The organism is Paraburkholderia sp. SECH2 (assembly GCF_030464795.1).
In the GTDB taxonomy this organism is placed as follows: domain Bacteria; phylum Pseudomonadota; class Gammaproteobacteria; order Burkholderiales; family Burkholderiaceae; genus Paraburkholderia; species Paraburkholderia aspalathi.
On record NZ_JALPRH010000012.1, the window covers coordinates 121,379 to 148,232 of the forward strand.

The 26,854-nt window shown below is 60.8% G+C and carries 28 protein-coding genes; 8 read left to right on the forward strand and 20 right to left on the reverse strand.

All coding sequences use genetic code 11. The features are described from left to right. Window positions 1–20: 20 nt before the first annotated feature. The 7 genes from M0D66_RS20710 to M0D66_RS20740 form a co-directional block, all read right to left on the reverse strand. A complete protein-coding gene (locus tag M0D66_RS20710; RefSeq protein ID WP_266211502.1) occupies window positions 21–1,481 on the reverse strand; it encodes a trypsin-like peptidase domain-containing protein in 1,461 nt (486 codons plus the stop codon). A gap of 246 nt (window positions 1,482–1,727) precedes the next feature. Beyond that, window positions 1,728–2,927, reverse strand: a complete 1,200-nt coding sequence (locus M0D66_RS20715; protein ID WP_266211503.1) for a porin — start codon at window positions 2,925–2,927, stop codon at window positions 1,728–1,730. A 106-nt stretch (window positions 2,928–3,033) separates the two neighbouring features. Beyond that, the gene (locus tag M0D66_RS20720) at window positions 3,034–3,522 is read right to left on the reverse strand and encodes a TIGR00725 family protein (RefSeq protein ID WP_266211504.1); all 489 of its coding nucleotides are present in this window, start codon (window positions 3,520–3,522) and stop codon (window positions 3,034–3,036) included. Window positions 3,523–3,580: 58 nt separating this feature from the next. Then, window positions 3,581–4,411 carry an ABC transporter permease gene (locus M0D66_RS20725; protein ID WP_266211468.1) on the reverse strand — a complete coding sequence of 277 codons (831 nt, stop codon included), beginning with the start codon at window positions 4,409–4,411 and terminating at the stop codon, window positions 3,581–3,583. A 10-nt stretch (window positions 4,412–4,421) separates the two neighbouring features. Next, window positions 4,422–5,522 (reverse strand): extracellular solute-binding protein, encoded by a 1,101-nt coding sequence (locus tag M0D66_RS20730; RefSeq protein ID WP_266211469.1) that lies wholly within the window; start codon window positions 5,520–5,522, stop codon window positions 4,422–4,424. A 30-nt stretch (window positions 5,523–5,552) separates the two neighbouring features. After that, window positions 5,553–6,599 (reverse strand): ABC transporter ATP-binding protein, encoded by a 1,047-nt coding sequence (locus M0D66_RS20735; RefSeq protein WP_266211470.1) that lies wholly within the window; start codon window positions 6,597–6,599, stop codon window positions 5,553–5,555. 4 nt (window positions 6,600–6,603) lie between these two features. Beyond that, a complete protein-coding gene (locus M0D66_RS20740; RefSeq protein WP_266211505.1) occupies window positions 6,604–7,335 on the reverse strand; it encodes an ABC transporter permease in 732 nt (243 codons plus the stop codon). 287 nt (window positions 7,336–7,622) lie between these two features. On the opposite strand from M0D66_RS20740, the gene M0D66_RS20745 reads away from it, so the two are divergent. The 4 genes from M0D66_RS20745 (at window position 7,623) to M0D66_RS20760 (ending at window position 9,821) form a co-directional block, all read left to right on the forward strand. Beyond that, window positions 7,623–8,507: a LysR substrate-binding domain-containing protein gene (locus M0D66_RS20745; RefSeq protein ID WP_200652468.1), complete on the forward strand. Its 885-nt coding sequence runs from the start codon at window positions 7,623–7,625 to the stop codon at window positions 8,505–8,507. A gap of 104 nt (window positions 8,508–8,611) precedes the next feature. Next, entirely contained in the window at window positions 8,612–9,130 is a 519-nt protein-coding gene (locus M0D66_RS20750; RefSeq protein WP_266211471.1) for a helix-turn-helix domain-containing protein, read from the forward strand. Between the two features lie 20 nt (window positions 9,131–9,150). Further along, entirely contained in the window at window positions 9,151–9,567 is a 417-nt protein-coding gene (locus M0D66_RS20755; protein ID WP_093635045.1) for a VOC family protein, read from the forward strand. Next, entirely contained in the window at window positions 9,564–9,821 is a 258-nt protein-coding gene (locus M0D66_RS20760; RefSeq protein WP_211699735.1) for a hypothetical protein, read from the forward strand. The genes M0D66_RS20755 and M0D66_RS20760 overlap by 4 nt, the downstream gene beginning before the upstream one ends. A gap of 50 nt (window positions 9,822–9,871) precedes the next feature. On the opposite strand, the gene M0D66_RS20765 is transcribed toward M0D66_RS20760, so the two are convergent. Together M0D66_RS20765 and M0D66_RS20770 are read right to left on the reverse strand one after the other, a co-directional pair. Continuing rightward, window positions 9,872–10,993: a hypothetical protein gene (locus tag M0D66_RS20765; protein ID WP_256457353.1), complete on the reverse strand. Its 1,122-nt coding sequence runs from the start codon at window positions 10,991–10,993 to the stop codon at window positions 9,872–9,874. A 359-nt stretch (window positions 10,994–11,352) separates the two neighbouring features. Next, window positions 11,353–11,670 carry a DUF4148 domain-containing protein gene (locus M0D66_RS20770; RefSeq protein WP_093635139.1) on the reverse strand — a complete coding sequence of 106 codons (318 nt, stop codon included), beginning with the start codon at window positions 11,668–11,670 and terminating at the stop codon, window positions 11,353–11,355. A 330-nt stretch (window positions 11,671–12,000) separates the two neighbouring features. On the opposite strand from M0D66_RS20770, the gene M0D66_RS20775 reads away from it, so the two are divergent. Next, the gene (locus M0D66_RS20775; RefSeq protein ID WP_266211472.1) at window positions 12,001–12,954 is read left to right on the forward strand and encodes a LysR family transcriptional regulator; all 954 of its coding nucleotides are present in this window, start codon (window positions 12,001–12,003) and stop codon (window positions 12,952–12,954) included. On the opposite strand, the gene M0D66_RS20780 is transcribed toward M0D66_RS20775, so the two are convergent. From M0D66_RS20780 to M0D66_RS20820, 9 genes are all read right to left on the reverse strand, one after another. Continuing rightward, window positions 12,951–13,895 (reverse strand): cupin domain-containing protein, encoded by a 945-nt coding sequence (locus M0D66_RS20780; RefSeq protein ID WP_266211473.1) that lies wholly within the window; start codon window positions 13,893–13,895, stop codon window positions 12,951–12,953. The genes M0D66_RS20775 and M0D66_RS20780 overlap by 4 nt on opposite strands. A 214-nt stretch (window positions 13,896–14,109) precedes the next feature. Then, complete coding sequence (locus tag M0D66_RS20785) at window positions 14,110–15,195, reverse strand: serine hydrolase (RefSeq protein WP_266211474.1); 1,086 nt, start codon at window positions 15,193–15,195, stop codon at window positions 14,110–14,112. Between the two features lie 326 nt (window positions 15,196–15,521). Next, on the reverse strand, window positions 15,522–16,292 hold the full coding sequence (locus M0D66_RS20790) for an ATP-binding cassette domain-containing protein (RefSeq protein WP_266211475.1): 771 nt from the start codon (window positions 16,290–16,292) through the stop codon (window positions 15,522–15,524). Then, window positions 16,292–17,278: an ABC transporter permease gene (locus tag M0D66_RS20795; RefSeq protein WP_266211476.1), complete on the reverse strand. Its 987-nt coding sequence runs from the start codon at window positions 17,276–17,278 to the stop codon at window positions 16,292–16,294. Before M0D66_RS20795 ends, M0D66_RS20790 begins: the two co-directional genes overlap by 1 nt. 8 nt (window positions 17,279–17,286) lie before the next feature. Beyond that, window positions 17,287–18,393 (reverse strand): sugar ABC transporter substrate-binding protein, encoded by a 1,107-nt coding sequence (locus tag M0D66_RS20800; RefSeq protein ID WP_266211477.1) that lies wholly within the window; start codon window positions 18,391–18,393, stop codon window positions 17,287–17,289. Between the two features lie 434 nt (window positions 18,394–18,827). After that, window positions 18,828–19,562: a FadR/GntR family transcriptional regulator gene (locus M0D66_RS20805; RefSeq protein ID WP_093635036.1), complete on the reverse strand. Its 735-nt coding sequence runs from the start codon at window positions 19,560–19,562 to the stop codon at window positions 18,828–18,830. 168 nt (window positions 19,563–19,730) lie between these two features. Next, on the reverse strand, window positions 19,731–20,129 hold the full coding sequence (locus M0D66_RS20810) for an RcnB family protein (protein ID WP_211707701.1): 399 nt from the start codon (window positions 20,127–20,129) through the stop codon (window positions 19,731–19,733). Between the two features lie 270 nt (window positions 20,130–20,399). Beyond that, window positions 20,400–21,770 (reverse strand): MFS transporter, encoded by a 1,371-nt coding sequence (locus tag M0D66_RS20815; RefSeq protein WP_266211478.1) that lies wholly within the window; start codon window positions 21,768–21,770, stop codon window positions 20,400–20,402. A gap of 50 nt (window positions 21,771–21,820) precedes the next feature. Continuing rightward, window positions 21,821–23,071, reverse strand: coding sequence for an amidohydrolase family protein (locus M0D66_RS20820; protein ID WP_093635033.1), 1,251 nt, complete (start codon window positions 23,069–23,071; stop codon window positions 21,821–21,823). Window positions 23,072–23,486: 415 nt separating this feature from the next. Between M0D66_RS20820 and M0D66_RS20825 the strand changes: the two genes are divergently transcribed. Next, window positions 23,487–23,693 (forward strand): hypothetical protein, encoded by a 207-nt coding sequence (locus tag M0D66_RS20825; RefSeq protein ID WP_054034863.1) that lies wholly within the window; start codon window positions 23,487–23,489, stop codon window positions 23,691–23,693. A 40-nt stretch (window positions 23,694–23,733) separates the two neighbouring features. Further along, on the forward strand, window positions 23,734–23,892 hold the full coding sequence (locus M0D66_RS20830; RefSeq protein ID WP_167378395.1) for a hypothetical protein: 159 nt from the start codon (window positions 23,734–23,736) through the stop codon (window positions 23,890–23,892). A gap of 53 nt (window positions 23,893–23,945) precedes the next feature. On the opposite strand, the gene M0D66_RS20835 is transcribed toward M0D66_RS20830, so the two are convergent. Together M0D66_RS20835 and M0D66_RS20840 are read right to left on the reverse strand one after the other, a co-directional pair. Next, window positions 23,946–24,350, reverse strand: a complete 405-nt coding sequence (locus M0D66_RS20835) for a VOC family protein (protein ID WP_211700928.1) — start codon at window positions 24,348–24,350, stop codon at window positions 23,946–23,948. Window positions 24,351–24,467: 117 nt separating this feature from the next. Beyond that, window positions 24,468–25,115: a TetR/AcrR family transcriptional regulator gene (locus M0D66_RS20840; RefSeq protein WP_266211479.1), complete on the reverse strand. Its 648-nt coding sequence runs from the start codon at window positions 25,113–25,115 to the stop codon at window positions 24,468–24,470. 395 nt (window positions 25,116–25,510) lie between these two features. Between M0D66_RS20840 and M0D66_RS20845 the strand changes: the two genes are divergently transcribed. Next, window positions 25,511–26,848: an MFS transporter gene (locus M0D66_RS20845; protein WP_093635032.1), complete on the forward strand. Its 1,338-nt coding sequence runs from the start codon at window positions 25,511–25,513 to the stop codon at window positions 26,846–26,848. Window positions 26,849–26,854 lie beyond the last annotated feature (6 nt).

Sequence of the window (26,854 nt, forward strand, 5' to 3'; positions counted from 1 at the left end):
TGCAGGCGCAAGCCTGCTGGTCATCGAACCGCGACAGAAACAAAACTGCGCGCGTGACCGCGCTGGATCAGCACGGCGACCTGTTTCCCAGCCTTTGCTTCCAGCGCGCTCACGTCCGCCTGCGTTTCGACCAGCGTGTCATTGAGCGACAGGACGATATCGCCAGGCTGGATGCCGGCGCTTGCCGCCGCCCCATCAACGCCGTCCACCATCAGACCCACCGCCAGATCGTTCGCGCGCCGCTCGTCCTCATTCAGCGGATGCATGCTCAAGCCCAGGCGATCCCCTGAACCGCCTTCGGCGGGTCGAGCTTTGGGGCTTTCCGCGGACACGCCGACCATGACGGTGAGCGTCATCGACCTTCGATTGCGGATCAGCTTGAGTGTGGTTTTCGTCCCGGGCGGCAAAGCGGCTGCGTTCTCGCCGAGGTCGGTCGAGCGATCAATCGGCTTGTCGCCGATCCGGACGATCACGTCGCCAGGCTTGAGGCCGCTCGCGGCGGCCGTTGTGCCGGGCGCGACGGAATTGACCAGCGCACCTGCCGGTCGCGGCAGGCCGAAGGCCACGGCGAGTCCAGGGCCGACGTCCTGCACCTCTACGCCAAGACCGCCAGGAGAGGTCGCTTGCGCGGCTTGCACCTGCGATCGCACCTTGGCCGCCATGTTGATCGGAATGGCAAGGGCCAGGCTGGGGGACCTGTCCGAGTCCGCGTAAATCTGCACGTCGATGCCGACCACCTCGCCGGCACGGTTGAACAGCGGGCCGCCCGAATTGTCCGGGTTGGCCACGATATCGGTTTGAAAGAAGGGAAAACTGCTTCCATCCTGGAGCGTGCGGGACGTGGCACTCACGATGCCGGCGGCAACGGTATTCGCGAAGCTGTCGGGCGAGCCGATCGCCAGGACCGATTCGCCGACGCGCACCCGCGACGAGTCGCCAAGTTTGACGGTCGGCAGCTTCGTGGCATCGATCTGAATCAATGCGACGTCGCTCTGAGCGTCGACCGCCAGCACCTTCGCCTTGAACTCGCGTCGATCGGTGAGTCGGACCGTCACTTCGTCGGCTTGATCCACCACGTGAGCGGTGGTCAGAATGAGGCCGTCAGGGGTGACAATAAAACCTGAGCCCATACCCGTGATGGCGCGCGCCGAACCGTCCTGAGACGCCTGCGATTTCGGCGTCACATGCTTGACGAAGGCAAGAAGGGGATCGTCAGCATCGATCACTGCGGGAGCGGGTCCCGACGATGCTTGCTCAGAGGCCGTCGCGCTGATATTCACGACGGCTGGTCCGTATAGCTCCACGATCGTAGGGAAGTCAACCGACGCTGAAGCGCTGGCCGGTGGAACCCGCTTCTCCTTCACAGGCGGCGGAGCGACGGCCGCGGCGTTCGCCGTCGGAGGCAGACACAGATAGCCGGAGAGAAACGCCGCTATCAGAGCAGCGTGGAGCAACGTGCGCGCGAGAGTCGGGGCAAACACAATGCACCTCCATGGCGGTCGTGATGCCAGGGACAGGCGCGCGATCACAGGCCGATCGATACACGAATGCATCGACCGTGCCGGTACGACAATACGCGACCCTCCCCTACTATGATTTATAGCGGAGAGGCCAGGGAAATTACAGGGAGTGCTAATCCTGGGGTCCGGTTGCGGCCGGCGCAGCGAGTCGGACATCCGGTTTACGTGACGCCGATTGGCGAGGCGGCGACGCGCGCCGCCGAACACTTAGAACGTCTGCCGGATACCCACTCGAACGAGTGTTTGCACGTTGCTTGCCGACGAAATTCCGTTCCCCACATCGCCAACCGAAGCGGTCGCACTGACCGTATTGCCGAATGCGTCGAGCGTCTTGCCGCTCGCCTTCTGGTAGCCGACGAGGCCGTAAAGTGCCGTGCGCTTGGACAGGAAGTAATACGAGGCGAGGTTGAACTGGTTGTACTTCGGCGCCGACTCGCCCTTGATAGAACTGCCTTGCGTGTAGTCGTAACCTGCGGCGATACGCAGCGCCGGCGTCGCCTGCCAGGACACCGTCGCGCCCGCCGAGTTGAACGTCTCTTTGCCGGAGAACAACGAGAAGCTGCCGGCCTGGTATTGCGTATTGCTGTACGACACGCCGAGCGTCACCTGGCCGATCTGGTATGTGCTTGCAGCTGCAATGATCTGCTGGCTCTTTGCCGACGCAAAGCCTTCGTTGATCGACGAAGCGAATGTGCCGTCATACGCGCTGGTCCAGGCGCCGCCATTGGCCCCGTAAGCATTGGTTGCCTGCATGTAGGCCGCGCCGATGGCGAACGGACCATGCGTGTATTGGCCGCCCAGGCTCCACGTGTTCTGGTTCTTGACGCTGCCCGCCTGACCGCCGAAACCGTACAGTGCGCCGAACTGAAGCCCCGAAAATACCGGGCTCGTGTACTTGATCGAGTTGCTCTCGCGCGCCTGATTGTCGATGTTATCCAGATCGCCGGGGTGCGCGCCCATGCCCGTCAGGAAGGTGCCCGCGCTGATGGTGCCGACGAAGTCGACGATCGGATCGTACTGGCGACCCAGCGTGAGCCTGCCGAGTCTGGTGCTCGACAATCCCATCCATGCCTGACGACCAAACTCTCGGCCGCCCTGACCGAGCTGCCCCGTACCGATGTTAAAGCCGTTCTCCAACTGGAACACCGCCGACAGGCCGTCACCCAGGTCTTCGTTGCCCTTCAGCCCCCAGCGATCGCCTGACCAGGTACCGCTCGCAAACCCATAACTCGATCCATTACTGTAGACGGCCGGCTTGCCTGCCGCACCCTTGGTCTGCACGACGCGTTGGCCGCTCGTATAGCCAAGACCCGCGTCGACAATCCCGTACAGGGTCACGCTGCTCTGCGCGTATGCGGTGAGCGACAGGCTGCTCATCGCGAGTAATGTAACGGTGGTTTTTTTCATCATGATAAGGATGCCTATTTATTAGAGAGAAGTGATCAAACTGATTGAGATGCCTGTTACATCGGAACCTCGGACGCGAGCCGGTGACTCGCGCCCGTATTCCGTTTCATTCTTTGGCTGTTTGCGTCTGTCTCGCGGCTACAAGCCAGTTCGCCACACTGGCGACGAGCGTATCAACATCGTCGAACACCTCGGCCCCCCGTACCAAAGGTGCGCCTAGCATGGTGAATACGGGCTTGTTCCATTGCAGGCCAAGCGCCATCTCTGACAACGTGCCCAGCCCGCCCCCAATCGCGATGAGACAGAGCGAGGCGCGCGCAATCAACGCATTTCGTGTAATACCTAATCCGGTCGGCAGCGCCACGGTAAGAAACGGATTGGCCTCGTTCGCGTCGTCCTCGGGCAGCAGGCCGACCACGATGCCGCCCGCGCGTTTCGCGCCGAATGCGGCCGCTTCCATCACCCCACCTTTGCCACCGCAGAGGATCGTCATGCCGGTGCCCGCTAACGCGTAGCTCAGGCTTCTCGCCGCCTGCAGTTGTTCCGGTGTGGCTTCCCTTGGACCGATCAATCCAACCGGCATCGCATGCCGCATCGGCCCCGTCTGGTGAACCGCAAGTCTCTGCAGCGCCAGATACGCTGCGTTGGACCATTCAGTGTCGTCGTTGCCGTGCAAGGCATTCTCCTAGTGCCAGAACGCACGTACAAACCGCCATCAACATCAGCGAAAGCGCGGCTGCCTGCGGGAAATCCGTCTGTCCGTCTGAAAGTTTCAGGTACATCAGTAGCGGCAGGATGTTGATCTGCGTCCCGGCGAGCGCGAGTGCAGTACCGTAGGTTCCGAGTGCGATCGATGTGACGAGACACCAGGCCGCGGCGATCGAAGGCCACAGTTCCCGCAACGCCACGTCGAAGAGCGCTCGCAACGGCGACGCGCCCAGTGTCAGCGCGGCTTCGATCGGACGGCGGTCCAGGTTGGCGATCGCCGGATAAAGCATCAGCGCTACGCGTGGAATCAGGTAGTACGCGTAAGCAGCAACCAGTCCCGCGGTCGTATAGATCAGCGCTCCGACCGTGGCCGGGTCGGCGCCGAGTCGAGCGACGATGCTCGTCACGAAACCGGCGCGGCCGAAGGCAAGAATGAAGCCGTACGCAATCACCAGACCGGAAAACGCCAACGGCACGCCGAGCAACGCGAGCAACCAGCCGCGCCGCTGCGGCGGCTGTCCGGCCAGCACCATCGCAAGCGGCAGCCCCACCGCCAGCGACACGGTGCCGGCAGCGAACGCCAGCGCGAGCGAGTGACCGAGCGCACTGACCACCAGCGGATCATGAGCGAGGCGCACGAAGGCCGCGCCGTTCCCCTCAGCCGCTGAGACCAGCAATGCGCCGAGCGGCAGCGCAAAGAACAGGGCGAGAAGGAGGCCCGCCGGAACCGCGCCGAAGCGCCGCGCGAGCCCTTCGTTCATCGAGGAAGTCCCCATCTGCCGCACCTTATTTCGCGAGCACTGCCTGCGCCCACAACTGGTCGACTTCCGCTTTCTTCGCGGCGGCTTTGACTACGTCGAGCGGATGCATCTGCGGCACGTCGGGCATCTTCGCGCGGATGTCCGCGGAGAGTTGCACGTCAGGCACAGCGGGACGCACATACCCTTGCGCGAACAGCGCCTGGCCGACGTCGCTCATGACGAGGTTCAACCACAGACGCGCCGCATTCTGATTCGGGCCGTCCTTCACGAGACTCATGGCGTACGGTGCGGACACCGTGGCTTCCTTCGGGATCACGACTTCGACGGCGTCGCCCATACCGTCGGCGTACTTCGCCTTGAGGCCGTCGTTTTCGTAGCCGATCAGGATCGGAATCTCGCCCTTGACGAACTTCGCGTAGGGAGTGGTGCCTTCGACACGCATCACGTTGCCCGCTTCGCGCAACTTGCCGAAAAAGTCGGCACCCGGCTTCGGATTGTCGACGCTACCGCCGAACGCATAAGCCGCAGCAAAGACCGCGACCTGCCCCTGGCCGGTCGAACGCGGATCCAGATAGACCACCGAGTTACGGTACTCGGGCTTGAGCAGATCGGCCCAACCTTGCGGGACGTCCTTGATCAGTTTCCGGTTGACCAGCAGGGCGATGTTCAGCGAATGAACTGTGAACCAGCGGCCGTCGCGCTCGCGAAACACCGGCGGCAGTTTGTCGAAATTGATCGGCTTGAACGGCGCGACCACGTCCTTGTTGACGGCGTCCAGTGCTGAGGCTGCAAAGTAGTACGCAGTGTCGGCCTGCGGACGTCGGCGCGACTTGTCGAGCGCCACCACCGTCGCGGCCGAGCCGATGTCGTTGTACGTAATCTCGACCTTCGGATAGCGCTTTCTGAACTCGGCGAACAGCGCCTTCCAGTTGGCCCATTCGGGACCGGTGTCGAACGACACGACGAGCCCCTCGTCCGCGGCCTTCGCGTACAACGCTTCTTCTCCGGGGTAAAGCGGTGCGGCCGGCGCGGCATGAGCGCCAGACGCGGCAGTCAGTACCGACAACGCACAAACAACTGTGGCGATACGGCGGACTCGCGACAAAAGACTAAGCCCTGCAAACATTCTGGTTCTCCGTCAAACAAGGAAGGTGAATTAGCAAAATTGACTGGTCTGCGCGGGCAGTACGCGCAGGTGCTCGGGGTCGATCGCGATAGCGTGTTCGGCAAGACGGCGCCCTTCGCACAGAAGCGGCTTCTGCGTGGAATCCGGAACGAAGTCGTAGCGGCACGTCGCGCCGAAGTAGCGCACCTCGGCGCGGCGGCCGGCGAGCCGGTTGACTGCGTCCGCTGGCGGATCGGGCTGCACGTGCTCGGGACGAAGCAGCACCTCGACCTGGTCACCAGGGCGGAAAGCACGGGTATCGGCGGACAGCAGCGCAAAGGAAACGTCGACCGTGCCGTTCGCAATCACGCGCCCCGGCATCACGCTCGAATGACCGACGAAGCGTGCGACCTGCGTCGATACCGGTTGCTCGTAGAGACGCTCGGGCGTATCCACCTGCAAGACACGCCCGCCGTCGACCACGGCCACGCGGTCCGCAAGACTCAACGCTTCGTCCTGATCGTGCGTGACCAGCAAGGTGGTGGCGCCGCATGCGCGCTGCAGCGTGCGAATCTCGTCGCGCAGCTGCTGGCGGATGCCTGCGTCGAGCGCGGCAAGCGGTTCGTCGAGCAGCAGCACCTTCGGTTCGAACGCCAGCGCGCGAGCCAGCGCGACACGCTGCTGTTGGCCGCCCGACAGCAAGGTCGTACGCCGCGCGGCGTGTTCGCCAAGACCGACCCGTTCGAGCATGTCGAGCGCGCGAGCCCGGCGTTTCGCGGCATCGATGCCGCGCATTCGCAGCCCGTAGGCCACGTTGTCCAGTACGTTCAGATGCGGGAAAAGCGCGTATTGCTGGAACACCATGCCGACCTCGCGGCGCCACACCGGAACGCCCGCCACGTCGCGCCCGTCGATCGCGATCCGTCCTCGATAGCCGTCCAGCAGACCCGCGGTCAAGCGCAGGATCGTCGACTTGCCGGAACCGCTGCGGCCCATCACGGCGAGCAGTTCGCCCGGCGTGACCGACAGCGTGACGGCTTCGATACCGTGTTGCGCGCCGGGATAAGTAAAGCTCACGTTGTCGAAATGGAGGCTCATCGTTTTACTTCAGTCGTTGAACAGTGTTGATCGATACCAGGGTCGCGATCACCGCGAGGCAAAGCAGCACCACGGTGGCGGCGCACGCCATGCCGGTCGCGCCGTAAAACGCCTGCAGCAGCACGACCGGATAGTTCCGGTAGCGAAAACCGGCGATCAGGTTGGACACCTGAAATTCTCCGATCGACAGTGCGGCCACCATGACGAGTCCCGAGAACAGGCTCTGCCGGAGGTTGGGCAAGGCGATCGTGAAGAACTGCCGCAGTGGTGTGGCGCCGAGCGTCGCAGCACAGGCTTCGAGGCGCGCGATGTCGAGGTGGCGCAAGTCGCTAAGCAGTGTTTGCGTTAGGTAGGGCAAAGTCAGCACCGTATGGGCGGCAATCAGCAACGACAACGATCCGAGCCAGGGCAGCGTGTCGCCGCTGAAGATGGCGATGTAACCGAAACCCAGCGTGAGCGCCGGCACCCCGACCGGCAGCAACGCGACCAGCCGCGCGGTCACGCCGCGCCCGGAGAGCGAGCGGTAGTGCAGCGCATACGCGAGCGGCAAACCGATCACGGCAGTCGCGCAACAGCAGGCCAGGGCGACCATCAGGCTCACGCGGAAAGCACGGCGGAAACTCGCGTTGGCGGCAAGGTCTGCGAACCAGTGTCCGGTGACGCCGGTCGGCAGCAATGTGTTGGTCCACGTTTCGCCGAACGCACCGATCAGCAACAGAGCGATCGGCAGCAGCATATAGATCGCGAAGAGCACCACTACGGCCTGAAACACGACGCGCTGGATCGACGCAAAGCGCCCGCTGCTGTGACGAGCGGGAACATGGGGCTGGATGACCGGTGCGGCAGGCGTTTGCATGCAAGCTTTCCTAGTGAAACGGACGGAAACCCGCGCGCCCTGACAGGACGGGGCGCAAGATTTCGATTTGCTTGCAAGTGTGCGGATGCGACATGGCGTCGTCATGAAAAAAACGTACAAAACACGCATTGCGCTGTGCGCATCCGGAATACTTCGACGCCAGACCGATGAAACACCTTTACCCGAACCTCACCGAATTACTCGCCTTCACGAGCTCCGCCAAGCATCTGAACTTCTCGAGAGCAGCGCGCGAACTGGGACTGACGCCGAGCGCAGTCAGCCGGCAGATCGCCAGCCTGGAAGATTCATTCGGTGTGCAGCTTTTCATTCGGGACGGCCGCAATCTTGCGCTCACCCGGGCGGGCGGCCTTTACCTCGCGCGCGTGGCCACCCCGTTGCGCGACCTGGGCAACGCGTCGCTCGAACTCATGAGCGCCGCCGGGCAGAGCGACGTGCTGACGATCGCGAGCGTGCCGACGTTCACGACCAAATGGCTGATTCCCCGGCTACCGGAATTCCTTTCAAGCACCCCGGGACTCACGATCAGCTTCAGCCGGCACCTGGCGCACGGCGATCCGTTTCCGCTGGATCTGGACGCGGCTATCCGCTATGGCGATGGAAGTTGGGAGGGCGTCCAATGCGATTACATCGACGGGCGTACTTTTCTGTTGGTCTGCGCGCCTGAATGTCAGCAAAAGTATGCGTTGCGCCGGTTGCAGGATGCCGCGCGCGTGCCCCGGCTGCTGCACAGCCAGGCTGAACAGGTATGGAGTCAATGGGCCGAGTTCTACGATGTCCGCGACATGCATGTGCTTGCAGGCCCGCGCTTCGAGCAATACTCCGTGCTGATCCAGGCAGCTCAGGCCGGTCTGGGACTAGCGCTCATCCCAGCCTTTCTCGTGCGCGACAATCTCGCCGCTGGCACGCTTGTCGAGCCGCTGACGGCCCCGATCGACGTCGATCATGGACACTATCTCTGCTATTTCCCGGGGCGCATGGAAACACAACCGGGGTTGAAGCGGTTCCGGGAATGGATGTTGTCCAAGGTCTGAGAGTCGATACGCCGAGACACACATCGGCGGGCGCCAGTGCGCCGCTTTGCGGGTACCCGTGTTGAGCCTAAACTAGCCGGATACCTTCGGCCCCCTCGGACCTCATGCCCCGTCGCGAAGACCATCACGCCCAGCCGCTTGCCTCGTCCGCACCACCGGTCGGCGCCGACGCGTTGCAAGACCCGGCCCTGCTGCGCCGCCTGCTACGCGCCAAGGACCGCATGGACGCCGCCTCGCACGAGGCCTGGCCCGTCAAGCGCCTCGCCGAGGTCAGCGGCGTCTCCGAGGCCCATTTCGCGCGCTCCTTCAAGCGGGCCTTCGGCCTCCCACCGCACCGCTACCTGCTGACGCGGCGCATCGAGCAGGCCACCACCCTCCTGCGCGACACCGAGCTCGGCATCACGGAAATTGCCTTCGCCACCGGCTGGGAGAGCCTCGGCACCTTCGGCCGCATCTTCCGCGACATCACCGGCCAAAGCCCTAGCGCCCTGCGCCTCGAGGCTCGGGCCAACATGCCTCTGCTCGACCGTGTGCCCGCCTGCGTCCTCAAGGCCGCGCAGCGCCCCGACCTCAACATCGCAGTTTTGGAGAAGCGCCGCCGCGTGGCCAAAGATACATTCTGACCATCAATCAGGGAGGTGCCATGAACCAAGGTGTAAATGTCGTGGGCTTGTACGTCGATAACCAGGACGAAGCGCTCACGTTCTACGTCGACAAGCTCGGATTCCGCGTCCACACGGACGTGCGCAACGGTCCCTACCGCTGGCTCACGGTCCAGCATCCGGATCAGCCCTCGTTCCAGCTCGGCCTGTTCACACCCGGGCCACCCATCCACGACGACGCTACTGCGCAAACCTTGCGCGCCATGGTCGCCAAGGGAGCCATGCCACCGCTGGTTCTCTCGGTGGACGACTGTCGCGCCAGCTACACCCAGCTGAAAGCCCGCGGCGTGGAATTCACGCAGGAGCCGATAGACCGCTTCGGCAGCGTCGATGCCGGTTTCCGCGACCCTGCCGGCAATGGCTGGAAGATGATCCAGGCGCCGAGGAGCACGAAATGAATACCAGCGCCTGGATTCGTCGGTCTCACCGGTGGATATCCATCGCCTTCACGCTGACGGTTATCGCCAACTTTGTCGCCATGGCCCGGGGAAGCGGTCTCCCGCCGCCCTGGATCACCTACGCGCCGCTGCTGCCGCTGGCCCTTCTGTTGCTCTCGGGGCTCTACCTGTTTGCTTTGCCGTACTTAAGCCCCGACCGCAGCCTTCGAAGCCCGCAGCGCTCTGTTGGAGACCAGGAGGCGCCGCTCGCCTGAAGAACGGCCCTATCGTGCGAGCTGAGCCTGTCTGGGCGTTGGTGATAAGTCTAGTGGGTCGAGAACACTGAAATGCCGCCGTTGGGGAAACCTGCCGCGCCGGGCTGGAACGGCACATACACTTGCCCAAGCGAACTGTCGATGGCGACAGAATGCGCGCCTGTGCCCACCGCAATCTTAAAGAGCAACTGCCGTGATGCACCATCGACTACGCCCATCTGCGGACTAAACCCTGAGGCGGCGGCAATCCCGCTCGTCACGTAGTGCCGGGCCGGCAGGAAATAGCGGTTGGACGCCGGATCGTAACCGACCTGGTCCACCCCGCCAAACGGCAGGCTGGCCTGAATTGCGCCACTCGTGCGATCGAGGATCAGCGTGATGAGCGGATCGCCGGCGGGTGGATCGCATCCAATGAGCACGTCGTTATTCGGACCAAGCACGATGCCCGTCGGTCCGCATTTCCCCAACGGAAACGACTTGCTGACAGCAGGACTTCCCGCCACCGCCGAGCTGGCCGTGATGACATCAAGTTCGCCCTCGGGATTGGCAGCGGTCCCGTCGTTGTTGATCAAAAAGCTCTTCGAGGCAGAATCATATGTGCATGCTTCCAGCCCCGACGAACCGTTGAAAGGAAGCTTTACCAGCACCGTTTGTGTCAGCGTGGAAATGAACGTGACGAACGGCGGTGAGTCTCCAGGACTCGCGTACATCACGAGATGATCGTCAGGATCGTAGCAACCCTCGTCGACGCGCTGTCCGGAATTACTGATGGTGATGGTGTTGACCGTCTTTTGCGCAGCCGTATCGATCACCTTGACTGAATCGACGTCGCCGGCATAGATCGTGTTCGTGCCGGTGATACCTACAATTCCGTCCGGACCGGACTCGTTTGTCGTGGCGCCGGCACCGATGAATGGACCCGGGATCTGGGCGATCAACGTGTTCGATTTGGTGTCTACGACATCGACTGCTTTGTTGTTGCGGTCGGTCAGAAAGTACTTGCCGGCCTCGACGTAGCCGATGTCGAAACTGAATGGCGGGCTCGAAGCATTGGGCACGGCGATATTCGTCAGTAGCTTTGGCGATGTCGGTCCGCTGACGTTATCTCCGCCCCCACAACCGGCCAATGTGGCTGCAGCGAGCAATATCAAGGCCATCAGGCGCTTTTCCATCGATTCGTCTCCTTTCCGTTTATTGGCTTGACCGCTGGTCCACGGATTGGCCTGAGTATTTGACTTTCCCACCGCTTTCGATCGATGAACCATTTCTTAAGGAATCTTAAGAAAAGTCCATCTGAACAGATAACAACATTCCCCATCGATGCGGCTGTATGGCTCACACAATGGCGGCGCAGTGGAAAATCGGAAAGTAAAACTTATTTATGGTCTGCATTCAGTGAATGCCATACCTGTAATGGATCTGAAACATTCCATGGCGCTTGCTCATCTCGCCGATGTTGGTATTTTCAGACGGCGATTCACTCAATACGCCGAAAGAAGTAATCAACGATGGCTTGTGAGGTCCGCGAACTTCAGTGACCGAAATAGATCGAGTGAGTATTTACGGTTGCCGTCGGCGCACCCGCCTGCGATGAGCCATCCGACGTTCCGCCTACATCCGTGCTCCCCTGGGCCGCGACATTCTGCGTTTGAACACGCGCCTCTGCTGCCTGAATATCGTCTGGGTAGTGCACATCTTTGGCGGCCGGCCGGTACCCCGCCTGTTCTACTCGAATCAGATCCGCGCGTACGTCGGCCCGCGTCAGCGGAGCCGTAGCGTCTTGCGCGAAAGAGGCAACTGGAGCGGCGAATACGCCGGCGATCAACGCTGCATAGATAAGGGTCTTCATGATGAAATATCTCCCGAACTTAAGTTTGGTCAGCTTCACGCCACTGTGACTGAAGCCTCCGATCTCACCACATCGTAGAAACGTGAGTGAGTGTTCCTTATTCTGTACGGTGAAGATGGATGCACGCTGACGCTCACATTACATTGGTGTCATGTTCGCTTTGGCAGTTCCCCGTTTCTTGCTGCAAGAGTGATAACTAAGGGGTTATCCTTCGACACTCACAGCGACACACGCACGTCGACCGTTGACAGTCAGTCGCCTCGCATTTTTTCGAGGATGAATTTTTTACTTGCCACAACTAGTCCGTTGTTTCACGCGGGAAATATAACTATGGATTATTTTGCCGCGGTACGGGCCTTCATCAACGCAGCGGAGCTGCAGAGCTTCAGCAAGACAGCCCATGAAATGGCGGTCAAGACCTCGACCGTCTCGCGCTACGTCAGCGAGCTCGAAAAGGATCTGGGCATTGCCCTCTTCAACCGGTCGACGCGAGGGCTCGTTCTGACCGAAGGCGGCAGACTGTTTCGCGAACACGCCATGATTGCCCTGCAGGCGCTCGACGACGCACGCCAGGTTACGTCATCGTTGAATCTCACACCGCAAGGCGTGCTGCGCGTCACGATGCCCTCGGCATTCGGACGCCGGCATATCGTGCCGCATCTGCCGGCGTTCATGACGCGCTACCCCGACATTGACCTCGATATCGTGTCGACCGATGAAACGCTCAACATGATCGAAGCCGGCTTTGACGTGGCAATCCGTATCGGCGTGTTGCCCGACTCTTCGTTAATGGCTAAACGCATTGCGCCGCATCGTCGTATCGTCTGCGGCAGCCCGGCGTATTTCAAGCGCGGCGGGATGCCTCGTATCCCTGAAGATCTGGCCGCGCACGATACGCTTCGCTTGCCCCTGCTGCCGGACGACAAATGGTCTTTCACCCGCGTCGCGGATGCACAGGCGTCGCCGGAACAGGTGCTGGTGGAATTGCAAGGGCGCTTGCGCGCAGACGACTCCGAAGCCGTACTGGAACTCGCTGTGGCCGGCTGCGGCCTGGCTCTTCTGCCGACTTGGCTCGCGTCTACAGCCCTGCGCGAAGGGCACCTGCTGCACGTGCTGCCTGAATGGGAAGCACGCACGGGGCGAGCCGAACCCGCAGTCTGGGCGGTCTACCCGCCGAAGAAAATCGTCTCGTCGAAAGTGCGCGCGTTCGTGGATTTCTACGCCGAGATGTTTGGCGAGCCGCCGTACTGGGACGACGGACTCGCGTTGGCGCTTAAGGCTTAACGGGCGAAGCGAATGTCGAGCGTGCGCAGCCAGGTCTGCAAGCCGGCATCCTGGATCGGGATCACATAAGCGTTTTCGTTCGTTTCATTGAAATGCGCATGCCAGTACCCCGGCGGCGTAACAAACGCCATCCCGGCTTGCCAATCGACGCGTGTCGGATTCACGATATTGCCGTTCTCGTCCAGTTCGGTACCCACCAGCGTATAGACACCTGGCTGGCCCCCGGCGATAAAGTCGAGTGCAATCGACTGGTGACGGTGCGGCTTCTGGATCGAGTTGGGCGGCACGATGCCGAACATGGCCCACAACACATGCGTGACCGTTCGCGTCTGCGGGAAATTGGCGTTGCCCATCAGCACGCTGATGCGGTTGCGGCGGCCCGCATTGGCTTCTTCCGAGACCTTGCGCAATTCCGCCTGCGCCTGAGCGGCCGGATAGAGCGTCGGCGCAAAGCGCGCGCGGACGCCGGTCGTGCCGAGATAGGTGAGCAACGGCGCGTCGTTGACGTAATAGAGCGTGGCCGTCGCTGCGGCGGAAAGCACGGCAGCATCGCCGCCTGGCAGCGTGAAGAAATCGCCCTGCGCGAATGGGAAGCTTGTTTCGGCCTGCGTCACGCTGCCGGTCCCGCTAATGACGTAGCAGACCTGCGAGGTCGCGTTCGGGGCAAGCGTCAATGCGTCACCTGCGTTGATGCGCAGAAAATTGGCGCTCAAACCAGGGCCGGTCGCGGGGCCGGGGCAACCCAACTCCGCGGAGAGGTCGAGCGGCACAACTCGCGTTGCGCCATCCGCGTACAGCGAAGGCGGGAAATTGCGGAAAGGCACGCGCGAGATGAGCTTCGCGCCGATCGGATTGGCGGACGACGTGTACTCGAAGTATTGCGCGTCCAAGGTTGCAGTAGCGGGTTCGGCGAGAAGCGCCGGGGACGTCCTGGTCAACATGGTCTGCTCCTTTGGGTTAGGCGGATTTCGTCCGGGTCCCCTCATGAAGTTGGGGTTAGCGTCCGAAAGCTGACCTGACTATAGGTGCGGGCCGCTGGCCTCAGAAGTGCCGGAAATCGAAATCACTTTTGCGCAAAGGGGCATACCGTGCGTACGCTTTGGAGCAGTAGCTGGTTGTTCGAGATGGCGGGCGATACGATCGTTACCTTCTTGCCTAAACAGGGTCGGCCCCGGGATCGCTAACGCGGGCGGCCGTATAAATCAACCACATCAAATGGCCCATTTGCCGTTCAGTGACCTTCCGCCCGTCGGTCTGATGGACGACGACAATGTCGTTCACGGGATCGACCACCACGAACTGGCCACCGTGACCATCGGCCCAGAAACCACCGGGTGGCAGATCCATCACCGCAGTGCGTCGATCGGCCAATCCGGTCCACCAGAGATAGCCATATCCGGAATGAAGGTGATTCTCCGACCAGGCCCGGGTACTTTCGCTGACCCAGCTTGTGGGAACAATAGCCTCGTTATTCCATTGGCCGGACCGAAGGTATAGCAAGCCGAAACGAGCCAGGTCGCGCGCACTCAGATGAAACAGATAGGCCGGATACATGGACTCCGGTCCGCGGAGGTAATGCCCATCCTGCGGACGATAATCCTGCATGCCGATCGGACTCGCAATGCGCTGCCGAAAGCTATCGAAAATCGATGCCCCGACCGCACGTTCATAAATCGCACCGAGGACATTGAAATCCCAGTTGTTGTAATACCAGAACGTGCCGGGAGGATGACTACCGCGAGCAGGCCGCAGTCGCTTCTCTCCAACTGTTTCGTAAAGCGCCGGATGATATACGCCGGAACGCGCCTGGAGTAACTGCCGAACCGTTGCCTCTTTCTCTGCATCGGTCAGACCGGGAGGTGTGTCGTCGATATTCAGGCTTGCCAGGCTTGCGTCGAGATCGATTTTTTTCTCTGCAACAGCGATGCCAATCAGCGCACTGAGAAGGCTTTTACGTACTGAATTGACCTGTAGCTTGCGAGTAATGTCGCCCAAGCTGCCAAGCATGCGGCCGCGATGCACGATGACGAGCGTCGCGGTGCCGATCGATTGAGCATAGGCATGAACCTGCGTGAGCACATCGGCCGACCATCCTGCCTGTTCGGGCGCGATACGGTCCCACTCTGCTCCCGGCCAATCTATCGCGTCAGATGACTGGCCCGCGAAAGAGATTGAGCTCTGCGCCACCAGATCAGCGATGGCAAGTGCAAGGAAGGCCCTGCGAGTAACTTTCAAACTCATCTCCTGTAGCCAACGCACATTGTTGCCGTCCGAACGAAGAACGTTTCAGAATTGACTCCACGAACCCTTTGGAATCACGTATCGGTGCGGCCTGGAACGTTGTCAAAGAATCATTTCGTACACTCCGTTTTTAAACGACGGACTGCCGATATTCCGTTGGCAAGGGGATCAGCACAATCTTGCTGAATATTACGAAGTGGGACGCACGTGGGTAAGACCCTTCGCACACACGAAGAGATTCAATGTCGCACGTTAGAGACCGGCGACAGTTGCTGGTGACTATCAAGTAGGTGAGGAAACACCGATCGGCAACGTACCGCGCGATGTCAGTTTGTCGTTGCCCGCATTGCCCGATATTCGCGTCGCACGATATCCATCAGTTCCTCGACGGACGTGCTGGCTGCTTCCCGCTGGTAAGTGACACGTCCGCGCTGCATCAGCATCACGCGGTCCGCGATGTCGAGCGTCTGCGCATAGTTGTGCATGATCATGATGATGGACAGGCCACCTTTATTCTTGAGTCGAAGGATCAGGTCGATGATCAGTCCGGCCTCGCGGGCGCCCATTGCAGCGAGCGGCTCGTCGAGCAGCAATATCCTGGCATTCGAATTAACCGCACGCGCGACCGCGATAGCCTGTCGCTGTCCTCCGGAAAGCTGCTCGACCGGCAAGTCGACCGAAGGCACGTGCACGCCGATTTCTTCAAGACACTCCGCAGCGCGGGCACGCATGGCGCGATTGTTCAAGAGGCGAAACGGGCCCCGACGTATGATTTCCCGATTCAAAAACATGTTGTGATAAATGCTCAGCGAATTGGCGAGCGCCAGATCCTGGTAGACGCATTCAATGCCGAGTGAACGGGCGTGATCGACCGAGCGAAGCATGGTTTCCTCGCCGCCTACAAAAAGCTTGCCGCTGGTCTGCTGATGAAACCCGGTCAGAATCTTGATCAAGGTCGATTTGCCCGCCCCGTTGTCACCCAGCACGCCAAGGATCTCTCCTTGTCTTAGCGTCAGCGACACGCCGTCGAGCGCGGTGACCGCGCCGAAACGTTTGACAATATCCTCACCGCGCAGCGCCTCCAGCACCTCGGCCATCACAACTCCCCTTTGCGCGCGAGACGAACCACGTGGATGTTGAAGATCATGGCCCCGAGGATCGCCGCGCCGAGAATCATGTTGAAGGTGAAGGCGTTGATGCCGATCAGCGTGAAACCGTCGTTGAGAATGCCAAGCACCGCCGCACCAATCAGCCCACCGATGATCGTGCCCGATCCACCGGCGAGCGGCGTGCCGCCAATCACGGCTGCGGCAACGGCAAGAAACATGATCTGATTACCGCCCGCTTGCGGATCGATCGACGTGATGCGAAAACCCTCCAAAATCCCGGTCAAGCCCGCCAGTAGCGCGGCAAGAATGAAGTTGCCGAGCTTCAGCCGCCGGACCTGTATCCCTGCCTCACTCGCGCCCAGCGGATTAGCGCCCGACGCGATCGTATGCAAACCCCAGCGTGTATGGCGAAGCAGCACGTGCATGACCGCGGCGATGGCCAGCGTCCAGATGATCTCGCTATATCCCCATCCCCCCATGACTGCAGCAAATACGGAATCCTCCGGTGGCGAAACCGGTGTACCTCGCGAGATCGTCAGCGTGAGGCCGTTCACGAAGAACAACGTACCGAGCGTCGTCACAAAAGATGGGATGCGCAGATAGACCGTCACCGCGCCGTTAATGAGCCCGACGAGTCCTGCGGCAATAACGCCGGTGAACATCGCAAGCCATGCCGGCAAACCTGCCTCGAGAGAAAAATGCATGATGAAAGGCGCAAACGCAAAAACCATCCCGGCGGAAAGATCGATCTCTCCCCCGATCATCAGCATGATTTCACCAAAGGCAATGATCGCCACCGGGGCGATGAACTGTGAGAGATTCTGCAGACTCGCGCCGGTCAGCAGGAAGTCATGGTTGACTGCCTCGAAGTAGATGCAAAGGATGAGTGCGACGGCAAGAATGCGAATCTCGCTGGAACGTCCGAGCGCGCTTGACCAGCGCCTCGGGCGTTTAGCGGGTGGTTGATTCGGCACGGCAGAGCTCACCCTTTGATCGCGCCTGTGCGTGGCACGATCTGGGCCTTCGTGCTTTTGCCTTCATAGCGCGTCGAAGTGGTCAGGTAAGGATCGACGGTGCCCTTGGTGACGAATTTCAGGCCGGTGTTGATATTGGCCGGCCCAACGAGGCCGCCGGATGAAAGAAAGATGAAGGCCTCCAGCACCGTATAAAAACCCTGTACATAGGGTTGCTGGTCGATCGTGAAGTCCAGGAATCCTTCGTGGATCAGATCGACCGTGCGCGGCAACAGATCAAAGCCCCCGCCGTGCACACCTTTGGCGGGCAAATTGGATTCTTTCATCACCTCGGCAACGCCTTGGGTGCTGCCCGCATCCACGGCAAACATGCCTTTGAGATCCTGGTGGCCGAGAAAGAAGGACTTGATCTTCGATAGTTCTTCGTTGACGGTCGCACCGGTTGCGATGGTCTGCACGTCGATCTTCTTGCCCGATTTCTTGATGGCAGCCGCTGCGCCGTCAAGCCGGGGCTGAATGTTGAGCTGGCCGGGCGTGGCGATAAAGAGCGCGACGAGGCCGCTGTCGATGAGGCTGACGATTCGCTCGCCCATCTGGTAGCCGGACAGATAAAGATCCTGGCCGATATAGGCAAGGCGTGGATTCGTCGAACCCGAGGGCGCATCGGCGTTGTAGGCGAACACGGGAATGCCGGCGTCGAGCGCGGCCTGGATGGGTTTGTCGAACGCCTTGGGATCGACGATCGGTACGGCGATTGCGTCAGCCTTCCCCGCAATCGCGGCGTTGACCGCGTTCACCATTTCGCCGATGTCGGCATTGGCCGAGCCGGTCCATTGATAGTCCATGCCCAGCAACGCGGTCGCATCCTGAATGCCGTATTGCGTGGGAACGAAGAACGGATTCGTTGTGACGTGGTTGACGAATACGATCTTCCACCGTTTGTGCGCCGGGAACGATCCGGCTTCGGCCGCCTGCGCCGGCGTGATCATTCCACCCATCAGCGCCAGTGCAGCGGACAGGCCCGCGCCCTGCAGCAAGCCGCGACGCATGCCTTGCACTTCGTCCTTTTGGTCCCTTTGGTCCGTTTGGTCTTTGTCTTCCTTCGCTTGCGCCATCTCAGTCTCCCGTCTCTCAGTTGTTGAACACTTCAATGTCCATGACGGCGCAAGCAGGAAAAGCCCCGGCAAGAACAGCACCGGAGCCGGGAATCATTCATTTCATGAAACCCACGTGCACGCGCGTACGCATGACTACCCTCCAGAAAATGCTATATCACGCCCTATTGCCTACTAATCGATGTATACCCTTAACTAGTCGGACTAATTAAATTTTTGCGGTGCAGCGCAGTGCTCTGTATTCGCGTCCCGCCGTGCTGCGCAACACAATGACAGGATGGGCCTCACTCGCCAGCCACAGGTCGTGCGTTGTCGAAATGATCTGAACGATAGGCCACTTTAATAGTATTACTATCCAGTTAGCATCTGGAAGGAAAGAGACAGGAAGAACGAAGCGCTTCGCTCAATGGTTGGGCTCAGCCGACCCGTTCGTATCAGGGTTCTGTTTGAAACTGGCTGCCGGTTTCCAGAACGCGCTCGGCGTCTACGCGCGCATTGTCGAGCTGGACCAGACTTGCATGTCGCGCGCCCAACGGGTCACGACTCTGGATTGCAGTAAGAATCGCCTTGTGCCGCGGCAACGAAAGCGCGTGCGTGTCGGGATGACGACTCGTCAGCTTGATCGATTCCGTCAGGGCAAGCGAGAGCATGTTGCCGATATAGGCCAGCAGGTCGTTGTGAGTAGCCGCCATGATGGCGCGGTGAAACTCGAGGTCGGGATCCAGTAGCGCGCTTGCGGTTTCGGCGCGCTCCATCTGATCGTAAGCCGATGCAATACGCGCAAGATCGTCGCTAGTTGCAGCCGTGGCGGCGAGCGCCGCTGCCGCGGGTTCGATCACGCGGCGTACGGTCAGGAGTGAGCTGAAGAATTCGCCTTCTGGAACACTGTTGATCGTCCAGAACAGGACATCGGGGTCAAGCATGTGCCATTCCGCGCGAGGCTTCACAACACTGCCTACACGCGTTTTCGACACGACCAGCCCTTTCGCCACGAGCACACGGGTGGCCTCGCGCAGCACGGGGCGGCTAACGCCGTACCGCTCACACAGGTCGGCCTCTGCAGGCAAGCGCTGGCCCGGCTGCAGCTTGCCGCCGACGATATCCATGCCGAGCTCCTGCACGATGCGGCCATGCAGGCTCTTGCGCTGCTGCAGATGACGATAGTCCATGGTCAACGATCGCGGTCGTGTCCGGCTCAGTTTTTGCGCCGACCGGTGCGGCGTTCTGAATGGCACTTACCTCGTCGTCGACACGGATAGAGCTGGGTAGCGTGGAGATACTTGCCGGTCCAAGCATAGCACGCGACATTTGGCGCTAATCGAGTCCAGCTCGATTGGCTAGTGCCCGGCTAGCAGGACATTGGCAATGACACCCGTCGCGATGGCGGCGAGTACATAGTCCCCGTTCACGCCGACCCATTGATACCCGCGCGGCGGCGCTTGCAGGCCGTGTTCGTGCCAGTTGTCGACAACGTAATTACGGTCGCGATACTCCGTCGGAAGCCGCTCACCCCTGTGCCAGTCGTTGTGAGGAACAGGACCGCCCGGCCCTCCTAAAGAAGCATCGTGCGGCGCAGGCCCGTGGCCATGTCCATGCTGGTCCCCGTGACCCGGATTCTGTCTGTCGTGCGAAGGCTGGCCGTGGCCGTGATTGTCGTCATGCTGCTGCGCAAAGACGGCAGTGGACGTGCCGAGTAACGAAATGATCAAAAGTGGTGCGGCGATTGTCAACTTCATGGCTTTGCCTCTGAGGGAATGACGCGATAACAGTGTGGCGCTCGAAGCTGTGTCTGCCGTGAAACGCCTGCTGCGTGTCGATTACATGGCTACGCGACGTAGTTCGCTCATCAACGCTCACCACGTCCGCGCTGGCAGATAATGTCATAAGAATGCCTGATCGCCAAAACCGCGCTTGGTGGCTTCACGGATTCGCGTTGCGTGACACAGTGGCGTCATCGGAACGTGTGCTGACGGCGCTAGCCGAGTTGGCTCTGAAGTTTACTTTCCTTACTGTTCGATTTGCCCCGCAGCAATGTCCTCGAGCGATCTTCCGCGTGTCGGCACTCCCATGAGTAGCACGGCCATCGCACCCGTCAGCAGCACAAGCGTTGTCGCGCCGAACACTCCGCCAAAGCCCAGTTTCGGATAGACGTACCCAACGAGGATAGGCGCCGCAATCGCGCCCAGCCGGCCCACTGACGAAGCGAGCCCGGTGCCCGTTGCGCGCACGTCGGTGGGAAACACCTCGGGCGTATAGGCGTAAACGCCCGCATAGGTGCCGTTCATGAAGAACGACAGCAGGATTCCCGACACCATGATGCCGGCATCCGTACCCGTCAACGCAAGCCCAAGCGCCGATACGCCGCCCAAGATCATGTATGACGCGATCGTCGCCTGCCGGCCGATCTTCTCGTTAAGCCACGCGCCTGAAAAATATCCCGGGATCTGGGCAAGGTAAATCACGAGCGAATACGAAAAACTCCGCGTGATCGTCATCCCGTTCTGAACCAGCAAGCCGGGAATCCACGTGAAAAAAGCGTAGTAGCTAAACGTGATGGATAGCCACATCAGCCACGTCATGGCTGTGATGCGCGCGAGCTTCGTCGCCCACAACGCCTTGACGTTCGCGACGATCGAGGCTCGGCCGGCTGCGAGCGGAACGGTTCCGTCGCGCACCGGAGACAGCGGCTCCAACTGCACGCCCGCTTGCGTGACCTCCGCTTCCATTCGCGACACGATCGCATCAGCCTCCGCATGCCGGTCACGCGCCTCGAGCCAGCGTGGCGACTCGGGCAACGCACGGCGCCACCACAGCAGCATCAGAATGGGCAGCGCGGTGATGACCATCACGGCGCGCCATGCATTAGGCGCGAGCGGGATCACCAGATAGCCGAGCAATGCAGCCGCTACGAAGCCGAAGGAGAAAAACCCTGCGAGGCTGCCCGTGAAACTCCCGCGATACCGCCGCGCCACGAACTCGGAGAGAAACGGCGCGACGATGGCGCTCTCCGCGCCCGTCCCCAAGCCGGCGACGATCCGCGTCGCGAGAAAAAATCCCCAGTCGTTCGCGAATGCACTGGCTAGCGACGCGACGCAGTAAATCACGAGCGCATACATCATGACCTTGCGCCGGCCGATGACATCGCCGAGCATGCCCGCCAGCATCGCGCCGACGAAATAGCCGATGAACGTGCCGCTTCCCAGTACGCCCGTCTGTACGCTCGTCAGCCCCCATTGCGTGCGCAACACGGGCAGCAGGAAAGCGAGCACGGCGGCGTCCATCGCATCGAAGGTGTAGCCGAGGCCGCCCATCAATAGCAGACGGCGGTGAAAAGCTGAAAACGGCAAGCGCTCGATGCGGGCGGAAATCATCGTCATGAACAGGCTCCGATAGGGACTGTGGGGCACCGCGGACGAGCGTACTACGGTCAATATCTTTCGAGTTCGTTGACGAAGAGCCGGCCATCCTTCATCACGAGCGGAATATGCTCACCCTGGCCCAACAGGCAATCGACGGACTTCAGAGGATTGCCGTCGACCACCAGCACATCGGCATGGGCACCCGGCATGATTCTGCCGAGCTTGTCCTGCATGCCCAGCACTTCCGCGCCAACGAGGGTCGCGCTTGCGATCACCTCGGCTGGCGAGAGAACCTCGGCCAGGATCCGGAATTCGTCGCTTTGCAGACGCTGTGCCTCGCCGAGCAAATCCGTGCCGAAGCCCATCTTGACCCCGGCGCGCTTCATGATTTCAATCGAGTGCATGCCGGCGCCGTGCACGTCCGCGACCTTGGCGATACTTTCCGGCGGCAAGCCATACTTCTCGCCTTCGCTTGCAAGGGCGTCGTAAGTAACAAGGGTTGGCACAACATACGCGCCATGCTCCGCAACGAGGCGGGCCGTCTCATCGTCAATCAGATTGCCGTGTTCGATCGTGCGCACGCCACAGCGCACCGCGCGCGCGATCGCCGCGGCCGTATAGGCGTGAGCGAGCACATAGGTGCCACGCCCCTGAGCTTCCGCTACGATCGCGCGGATCTCGTCTTCGGAGTAACCGAATGCGCCGACAGGATCGGTCGGTGAAGCAACGCCGCCCGACGCCATGATCTTGATCTGGTCGGCGCCCATCTGCAGTTCCTCGCGCACGGCCCGGCGCACTTCATCGACGCCGTCCGCCACGCGGCCCAGCGCACCCACACGCACGCAGCATCCGCAGGGTGAATCGGGTGGCATGTAGTCGGAGCGGGCGCGCGGATCGGCGTGGCCGCCGGTCTGGCTTAACGCGCGGCCGGACACGAAGAGGCGCGGGCCTTCGATCAGCCCTGACTCGACCGCCTGCTTGAATGGATACCCGGCACCCCCTGCGTCGCGCACGGTGGTGAAGCCGCGGCGCAGCATCGCACGCATGATCGGCACGGCGCGCAGCGTCACCAGCACGTTGGGTAGTGTCGCCACGCGCGGCAGGTTGAACTCGATCGCGACGACATGCACATGCAGATCGATCAAACCCGGCATGATCGTTTTGCCTTTGACGTCAATCACGCGCGCACTGCCGCTCTTTATCGGCTTGTCGGAAACCTCGCGGACGAAACCATCCTCGATGAGGACTTCGAAGCCTTCTAAAAGATCAGGATGGGTAGGGTCGAGCAGTGCGCCGTTACGTAGGAGGAAGGTGGTCAACGGTTGTCTCCTTCAGGTTTCGATCGCAGCGCCCGGCGTCCGGAACTCACCTCGGGTATGCAGGCGGGCGTGTGGAAGCATATGGAAGCGCTGCCAGAATATTCACCGGAATCAGTGTGACACGCATCACGTCTGTGCGCTAACGAACACGTTGTGCGAAGCGGCACGCAATTGCCGCTCAACGGGTCATGCTGCGCCGCGACGGTTTCACGAAGGTAGCGTAAAAATCCCGAAAAATTTTTTCCCAAATATTGATCTATTGGACAACTCAGCATTAAGATGAGTGCCATGGCGCGCGACATGTCACCCGAACGCAGGGTGACAGCCTGCAGTAGCCATCCCGAATCGATCCTGCTCGCGTAGCGAGGCCAACGGATCAGGTTCCCAGCAAAGCAGGATTGGCCAGGAGACGGAGATGCTCAGTCCGCATGAATTCGCGACCCTCATGCTGCTCAAGGATGCACCGGATTGGCTGAGTCTGGACGGTGCCGATCTGGAAGCGCTTCTGGACCGTCAGCTCGTCACGCTGGAGAACCTCCCTTCCGGGCAACAGCGCCCTCTCATTACTCACGACGGACAGATGTTTCTGAAGGCTGCCGCTCGCATCCTGAACGACGAATGACACGTATCGCTTGATCTGTTTCACAGTCAAGGAGTGTTCCGTGGCCGAATCGTGGACAGGAATCGTTGTGGGGCTGTGTGGGTTGAGCGCCGCCGTGCTGCTGGTCGCCGTTCACTATTGGCGCGAAATGACGCGACGGCGCAAACTTAGCCGGATGGACCATCGCGATTGCTGGGAAGTGATGCGCGACAGGCGCTGATGGCAAGCGCAAGTCGCTAACGAAAAATGTCTGCAGTCCTGTTGCGCAGAATGTTAGAGGTCGAAAGTGCCTCGATACTTCTCGTCGGCATCTGAACGGGTATTGATTTCGACGAGAACGCCGCCCGGTACTTCACAGAAAAATCGCGAGCCGCGTTCATGCTTGAACACGCCGGTTTTCATCACGACGTCTCCTGCAAGCATCTCGTCATAGAGCGTGCGAACATCGTCGAGGGTCGCCAGTTCAAAGCCGATATGAAAGTTATGCGGCCACGCGACCGGATGATCAGCGGCATCATCGATCACGATATCGAATCCAGGACGTTTCAGAAGCCAGCTCGCGCCGCGCCCGGCGACGGTACAGCCTAGATGAGCCTCGAAGAAAGTAGCGGTGGCGCTCACATCGGACGAGGGGAAGCTCACGTGGTTGAGCTTCATGGTGGTGGTGATATGAGTCATGTCGATCTCCGTTGAATTGGATCGCTCGTTGCGTTCCATACGGAGAATGTTACGAGTAAAAGCTCGCGTTCAATACTCGCGTCGCCGCCTTCACATCGACAGCCGCTCAGCCCCGTCCTACGGGCGTTTCAGCCCTCGCGCCGCCGACTTGCGTACAGCCTGCTCGCGTTTGCTCGCGGATTGCGGTGTGTCTTCGGCAGGCGAATCGCCATTGCGTTCCGCACTCGACATCATCGTCAGATAGCCCAATACGGCGGCCGTCACGCGGCGAGTGAGTCCAGTCGTGTCCGTCTCCTCGCGCTCGCCGGCGGCATCGACGAGTCCACGGACGATCGCCATCAGATCGCTCGCGGCGACAGCCACGTCGTCTTGCGGTGGCAAACCGTCACGCACGAGGATCTCCAATAGCACGCTGCGCACCGATCCGGTGCTGGCCAGCGCCATGCGCAGTTGCGGCCTGCTCTCCTCGACGTCGAGTAGCCGTGCAAGCGTAGGCCTCGCGAACTGCTGCCGAACTGAGACGCCGATCAGATGCGTGAGCGCGATCGGTCCGCTCGGGTGATCGAGGGCAACCAGCGCATCGCGATAGAAGCGTTCGCTTTCACGCTGCATCAGCGCGATCGTCAACGCATCCTTACTCGGGAAGTATTGATACAGCGAACCAATGCTGACGCCAGCGCGTTCCGCGACCGCGTTCGTATTGAACCCTTCGAGTCCCTTCGTTTCAAGCACCTGTGCAGCCGCTTCGAGCAAGGTGGCGACCATGCGTTCTGAACGGGGCTGGCTGGGCGCTCTGCGCGGTTTGAGTGGCGATGGAGTCGGCTGTCGAGGCATACGGCAATCAGGTGGTTGGGTGGCAACGAATGTTTCGATCGGGAGACGGTCGTCCGGCTCGATGTGGGAGCAAGCTTGCCACAAAGTCATCACGTCGGTCGAAGTCGACGCCAGCGGCAAGAAGTGGCGTGCCGCGCTCCGGATGACTTCATGCATCTGCATGAGTCGTCATGCACGCCATTCATGTCGTTCATTTTTGTCCTGAATTTGACCGGCCTTTACCTCGGCCATATTGTGCGGACATGCCTGCCCCGTTCGCATCGTCGTACCTGCCGATCTGTGTTGTCGAGAGGCGGGATCTCCAACACTGTGATCTGCGAAATGCCATGAATCCTGACGCAACAGCTACGCTTGCTCCCCTATCCAATCTGCGTCCAACCAGCAAGGTTCGCCGCGCGGTGACGACTGCAGTGCTCGGCCAGATTCTCGAGTGGTACGACTTTTTTCTCTATGGAACCGCCGCCGCGCTGGTGTTCGGCCACCTGTTCTTTCCCATCGGTACCGATCCGCTGACCGGGACGATTGCGGCGTTCGGCGGCTTTACGGTCGGCTTCATTGCCCGTCCGATTGGCGGCGTGCTGTGCGGCCACATCGGCGACCGGTACGGCCGTAAGACGGTCATGATGCTCACGCTGTTGATGATGGGCAGCGCGACCGTCTGCATGGGTCTCCTGCCGACCTATCAGCAAATCGGCATCGCTGCCCCCATCTTGCTGGTCCTGCTGCGCATCTTGCAGGGTCTTGCTGCGGGTGGGGAATGGAGCGGCAGTATTCTGCTCATCCATGAAAACGCGCCCGCGTCGAAACGCGGTGCGCTGTCTGCATGGAGTCCCTGCGGCGCCGCATTCGGCTTCGTTCTTTCCACTGCTGCGTTTCTGCTCGTCCAGACGCTGTCGTCTTCCGACTTTCTGAGTTGGGGCTGGCGCGTGCCGTTCCTGTGCAGCGCCGTGTTAGTCGCGCTCGGGCTGTGGATGCGCCGCTCCGTCGACGAAAGCGCCGAGTTCGCCGAGGTCAAAGCCGCGCGCCGCGACAGCCGCATGCCGATTATCGAAGTGCTTCGCCAATGTCCGCGTCAGGTGCTGACTGTTTTCGGCCTGCGCTTTGGCGAAGGCGCTGCGTCGTACATCTTCTTTGCTTTTTCGATTGCCTACGGCCGGTTTGTCGGCCTGCCATCGAGCTGGATTCTGGGTGGATTGACCGTATCGATGCTGTTGATGATCCCCGTTTCGCTCTTGATGGGCCACGTGACGGACAAAATCGGCCGCAAGCCGGTTTATCTCGCCGGCGCGATTGCAATGGTGCTGGTCGCCTACCCTTACTTCGTGCTGCTCGGCTCGGGCGTGCTGTGGAAAGTCATCCTGGCGCTCGTCCTCGCCAACAGCATCACACTGGGCATCCTCGAAGGCGCTCAGCCAGCTTTCATCAGCGAATTGTTGCCCGTCCATCTGCGTTTCTCGGGCCTTGGCATTGGCCGCGAGATGTCGTCCGTACTCGGCGGCGGCCTGTCGCCGATGATCGCGACCGCACTGCTCGCTCACTACCGTAGCGCCACGCCAGTCGTCATTTACCTCGTTGTTCTCGGACTGATCACTGTGCTCGCGACCTGTCTTGCGCCTGAGACTTTCCCGAAGGCTCTGAGACTTCAGGCGAAAGAAAGCGCTTAACACCGT

Coding starts and splice junctions, on each gene's coding strand:
- M0D66_RS20750 (WP_266211471.1), top strand. CDS start 8,612: ATGCCCCGTCGCGAAGACCATCACGCCCAGCCGCTTGCCTCGTCCGCA.
- M0D66_RS20755 (WP_093635045.1), top strand. CDS start 9,151: ATGAACCAAGGTGTAAATGTCGTGGGCTTGTACGTCGATAACCAGGAC.
- M0D66_RS20765 (WP_256457353.1), bottom strand. CDS start 10,993: ATGGAAAAGCGCCTGATGGCCTTGATATTGCTCGCTGCAGCCACATTG.
- M0D66_RS20770 (WP_093635139.1), bottom strand. CDS start 11,670: ATGAAGACCCTTATCTATGCAGCGTTGATCGCCGGCGTATTCGCCGCT.
- M0D66_RS20775 (WP_266211472.1), top strand. CDS start 12,001: ATGGATTATTTTGCCGCGGTACGGGCCTTCATCAACGCAGCGGAGCTG.
- M0D66_RS20790 (WP_266211475.1), bottom strand. CDS start 16,292: ATGGCCGAGGTGCTGGAGGCGCTGCGCGGTGAGGATATTGTCAAACGT.
- M0D66_RS20760 (WP_211699735.1), top strand. CDS start 9,564: ATGAATACCAGCGCCTGGATTCGTCGGTCTCACCGGTGGATATCCATC.
- M0D66_RS20785 (WP_266211474.1), bottom strand. CDS start 15,195: ATGAGTTTGAAAGTTACTCGCAGGGCCTTCCTTGCACTTGCCATCGCT.
- M0D66_RS20800 (WP_266211477.1), bottom strand. CDS start 18,393: ATGGCGCAAGCGAAGGAAGACAAAGACCAAACGGACCAAAGGGACCAA.
- M0D66_RS20845 (WP_093635032.1), top strand. CDS start 25,511: ATGAATCCTGACGCAACAGCTACGCTTGCTCCCCTATCCAATCTGCGT.
- M0D66_RS20740 (WP_266211505.1), bottom strand. CDS start 7,335: ATGCTGCTGCCGATCGCTCTGTTGCTGATCGGTGCGTTCGGCGAAACG.
- M0D66_RS20725 (WP_266211468.1), bottom strand. CDS start 4,411: ATGGGGACTTCCTCGATGAACGAAGGGCTCGCGCGGCGCTTCGGCGCG.
- M0D66_RS20735 (WP_266211470.1), bottom strand. CDS start 6,599: ATGAGCCTCCATTTCGACAACGTGAGCTTTACTTATCCCGGCGCGCAA.
- M0D66_RS20730 (WP_266211469.1), bottom strand. CDS start 5,522: ATGTTTGCAGGGCTTAGTCTTTTGTCGCGAGTCCGCCGTATCGCCACA.
- M0D66_RS20805 (WP_093635036.1), bottom strand. CDS start 19,562: ATGGACTATCGTCATCTGCAGCAGCGCAAGAGCCTGCATGGCCGCATC.
- M0D66_RS20715 (WP_266211503.1), bottom strand. CDS start 2,927: ATGAAAAAAACCACCGTTACATTACTCGCGATGAGCAGCCTGTCGCTC.
- M0D66_RS20780 (WP_266211473.1), bottom strand. CDS start 13,895: ATGTTGACCAGGACGTCCCCGGCGCTTCTCGCCGAACCCGCTACTGCA.
- M0D66_RS20825 (WP_054034863.1), top strand. CDS start 23,487: ATGCTCAGTCCGCATGAATTCGCGACCCTCATGCTGCTCAAGGATGCA.
- M0D66_RS20745 (WP_200652468.1), top strand. CDS start 7,623: ATGAAACACCTTTACCCGAACCTCACCGAATTACTCGCCTTCACGAGC.
- M0D66_RS20835 (WP_211700928.1), bottom strand. CDS start 24,350: ATGACTCATATCACCACCACCATGAAGCTCAACCACGTGAGCTTCCCC.
- M0D66_RS20815 (WP_266211478.1), bottom strand. CDS start 21,770: ATGACGATGATTTCCGCCCGCATCGAGCGCTTGCCGTTTTCAGCTTTT.
- M0D66_RS20840 (WP_266211479.1), bottom strand. CDS start 25,115: ATGGTCGCCACCTTGCTCGAAGCGGCTGCACAGGTGCTTGAAACGAAG.
- M0D66_RS20720 (WP_266211504.1), bottom strand. CDS start 3,522: ATGCGGCATGCGATGCCGGTTGGATTGATCGGTCCAAGGGAAGCCACA.
- M0D66_RS20810 (WP_211707701.1), bottom strand. CDS start 20,129: ATGAAGTTGACAATCGCCGCACCACTTTTGATCATTTCGTTACTCGGC.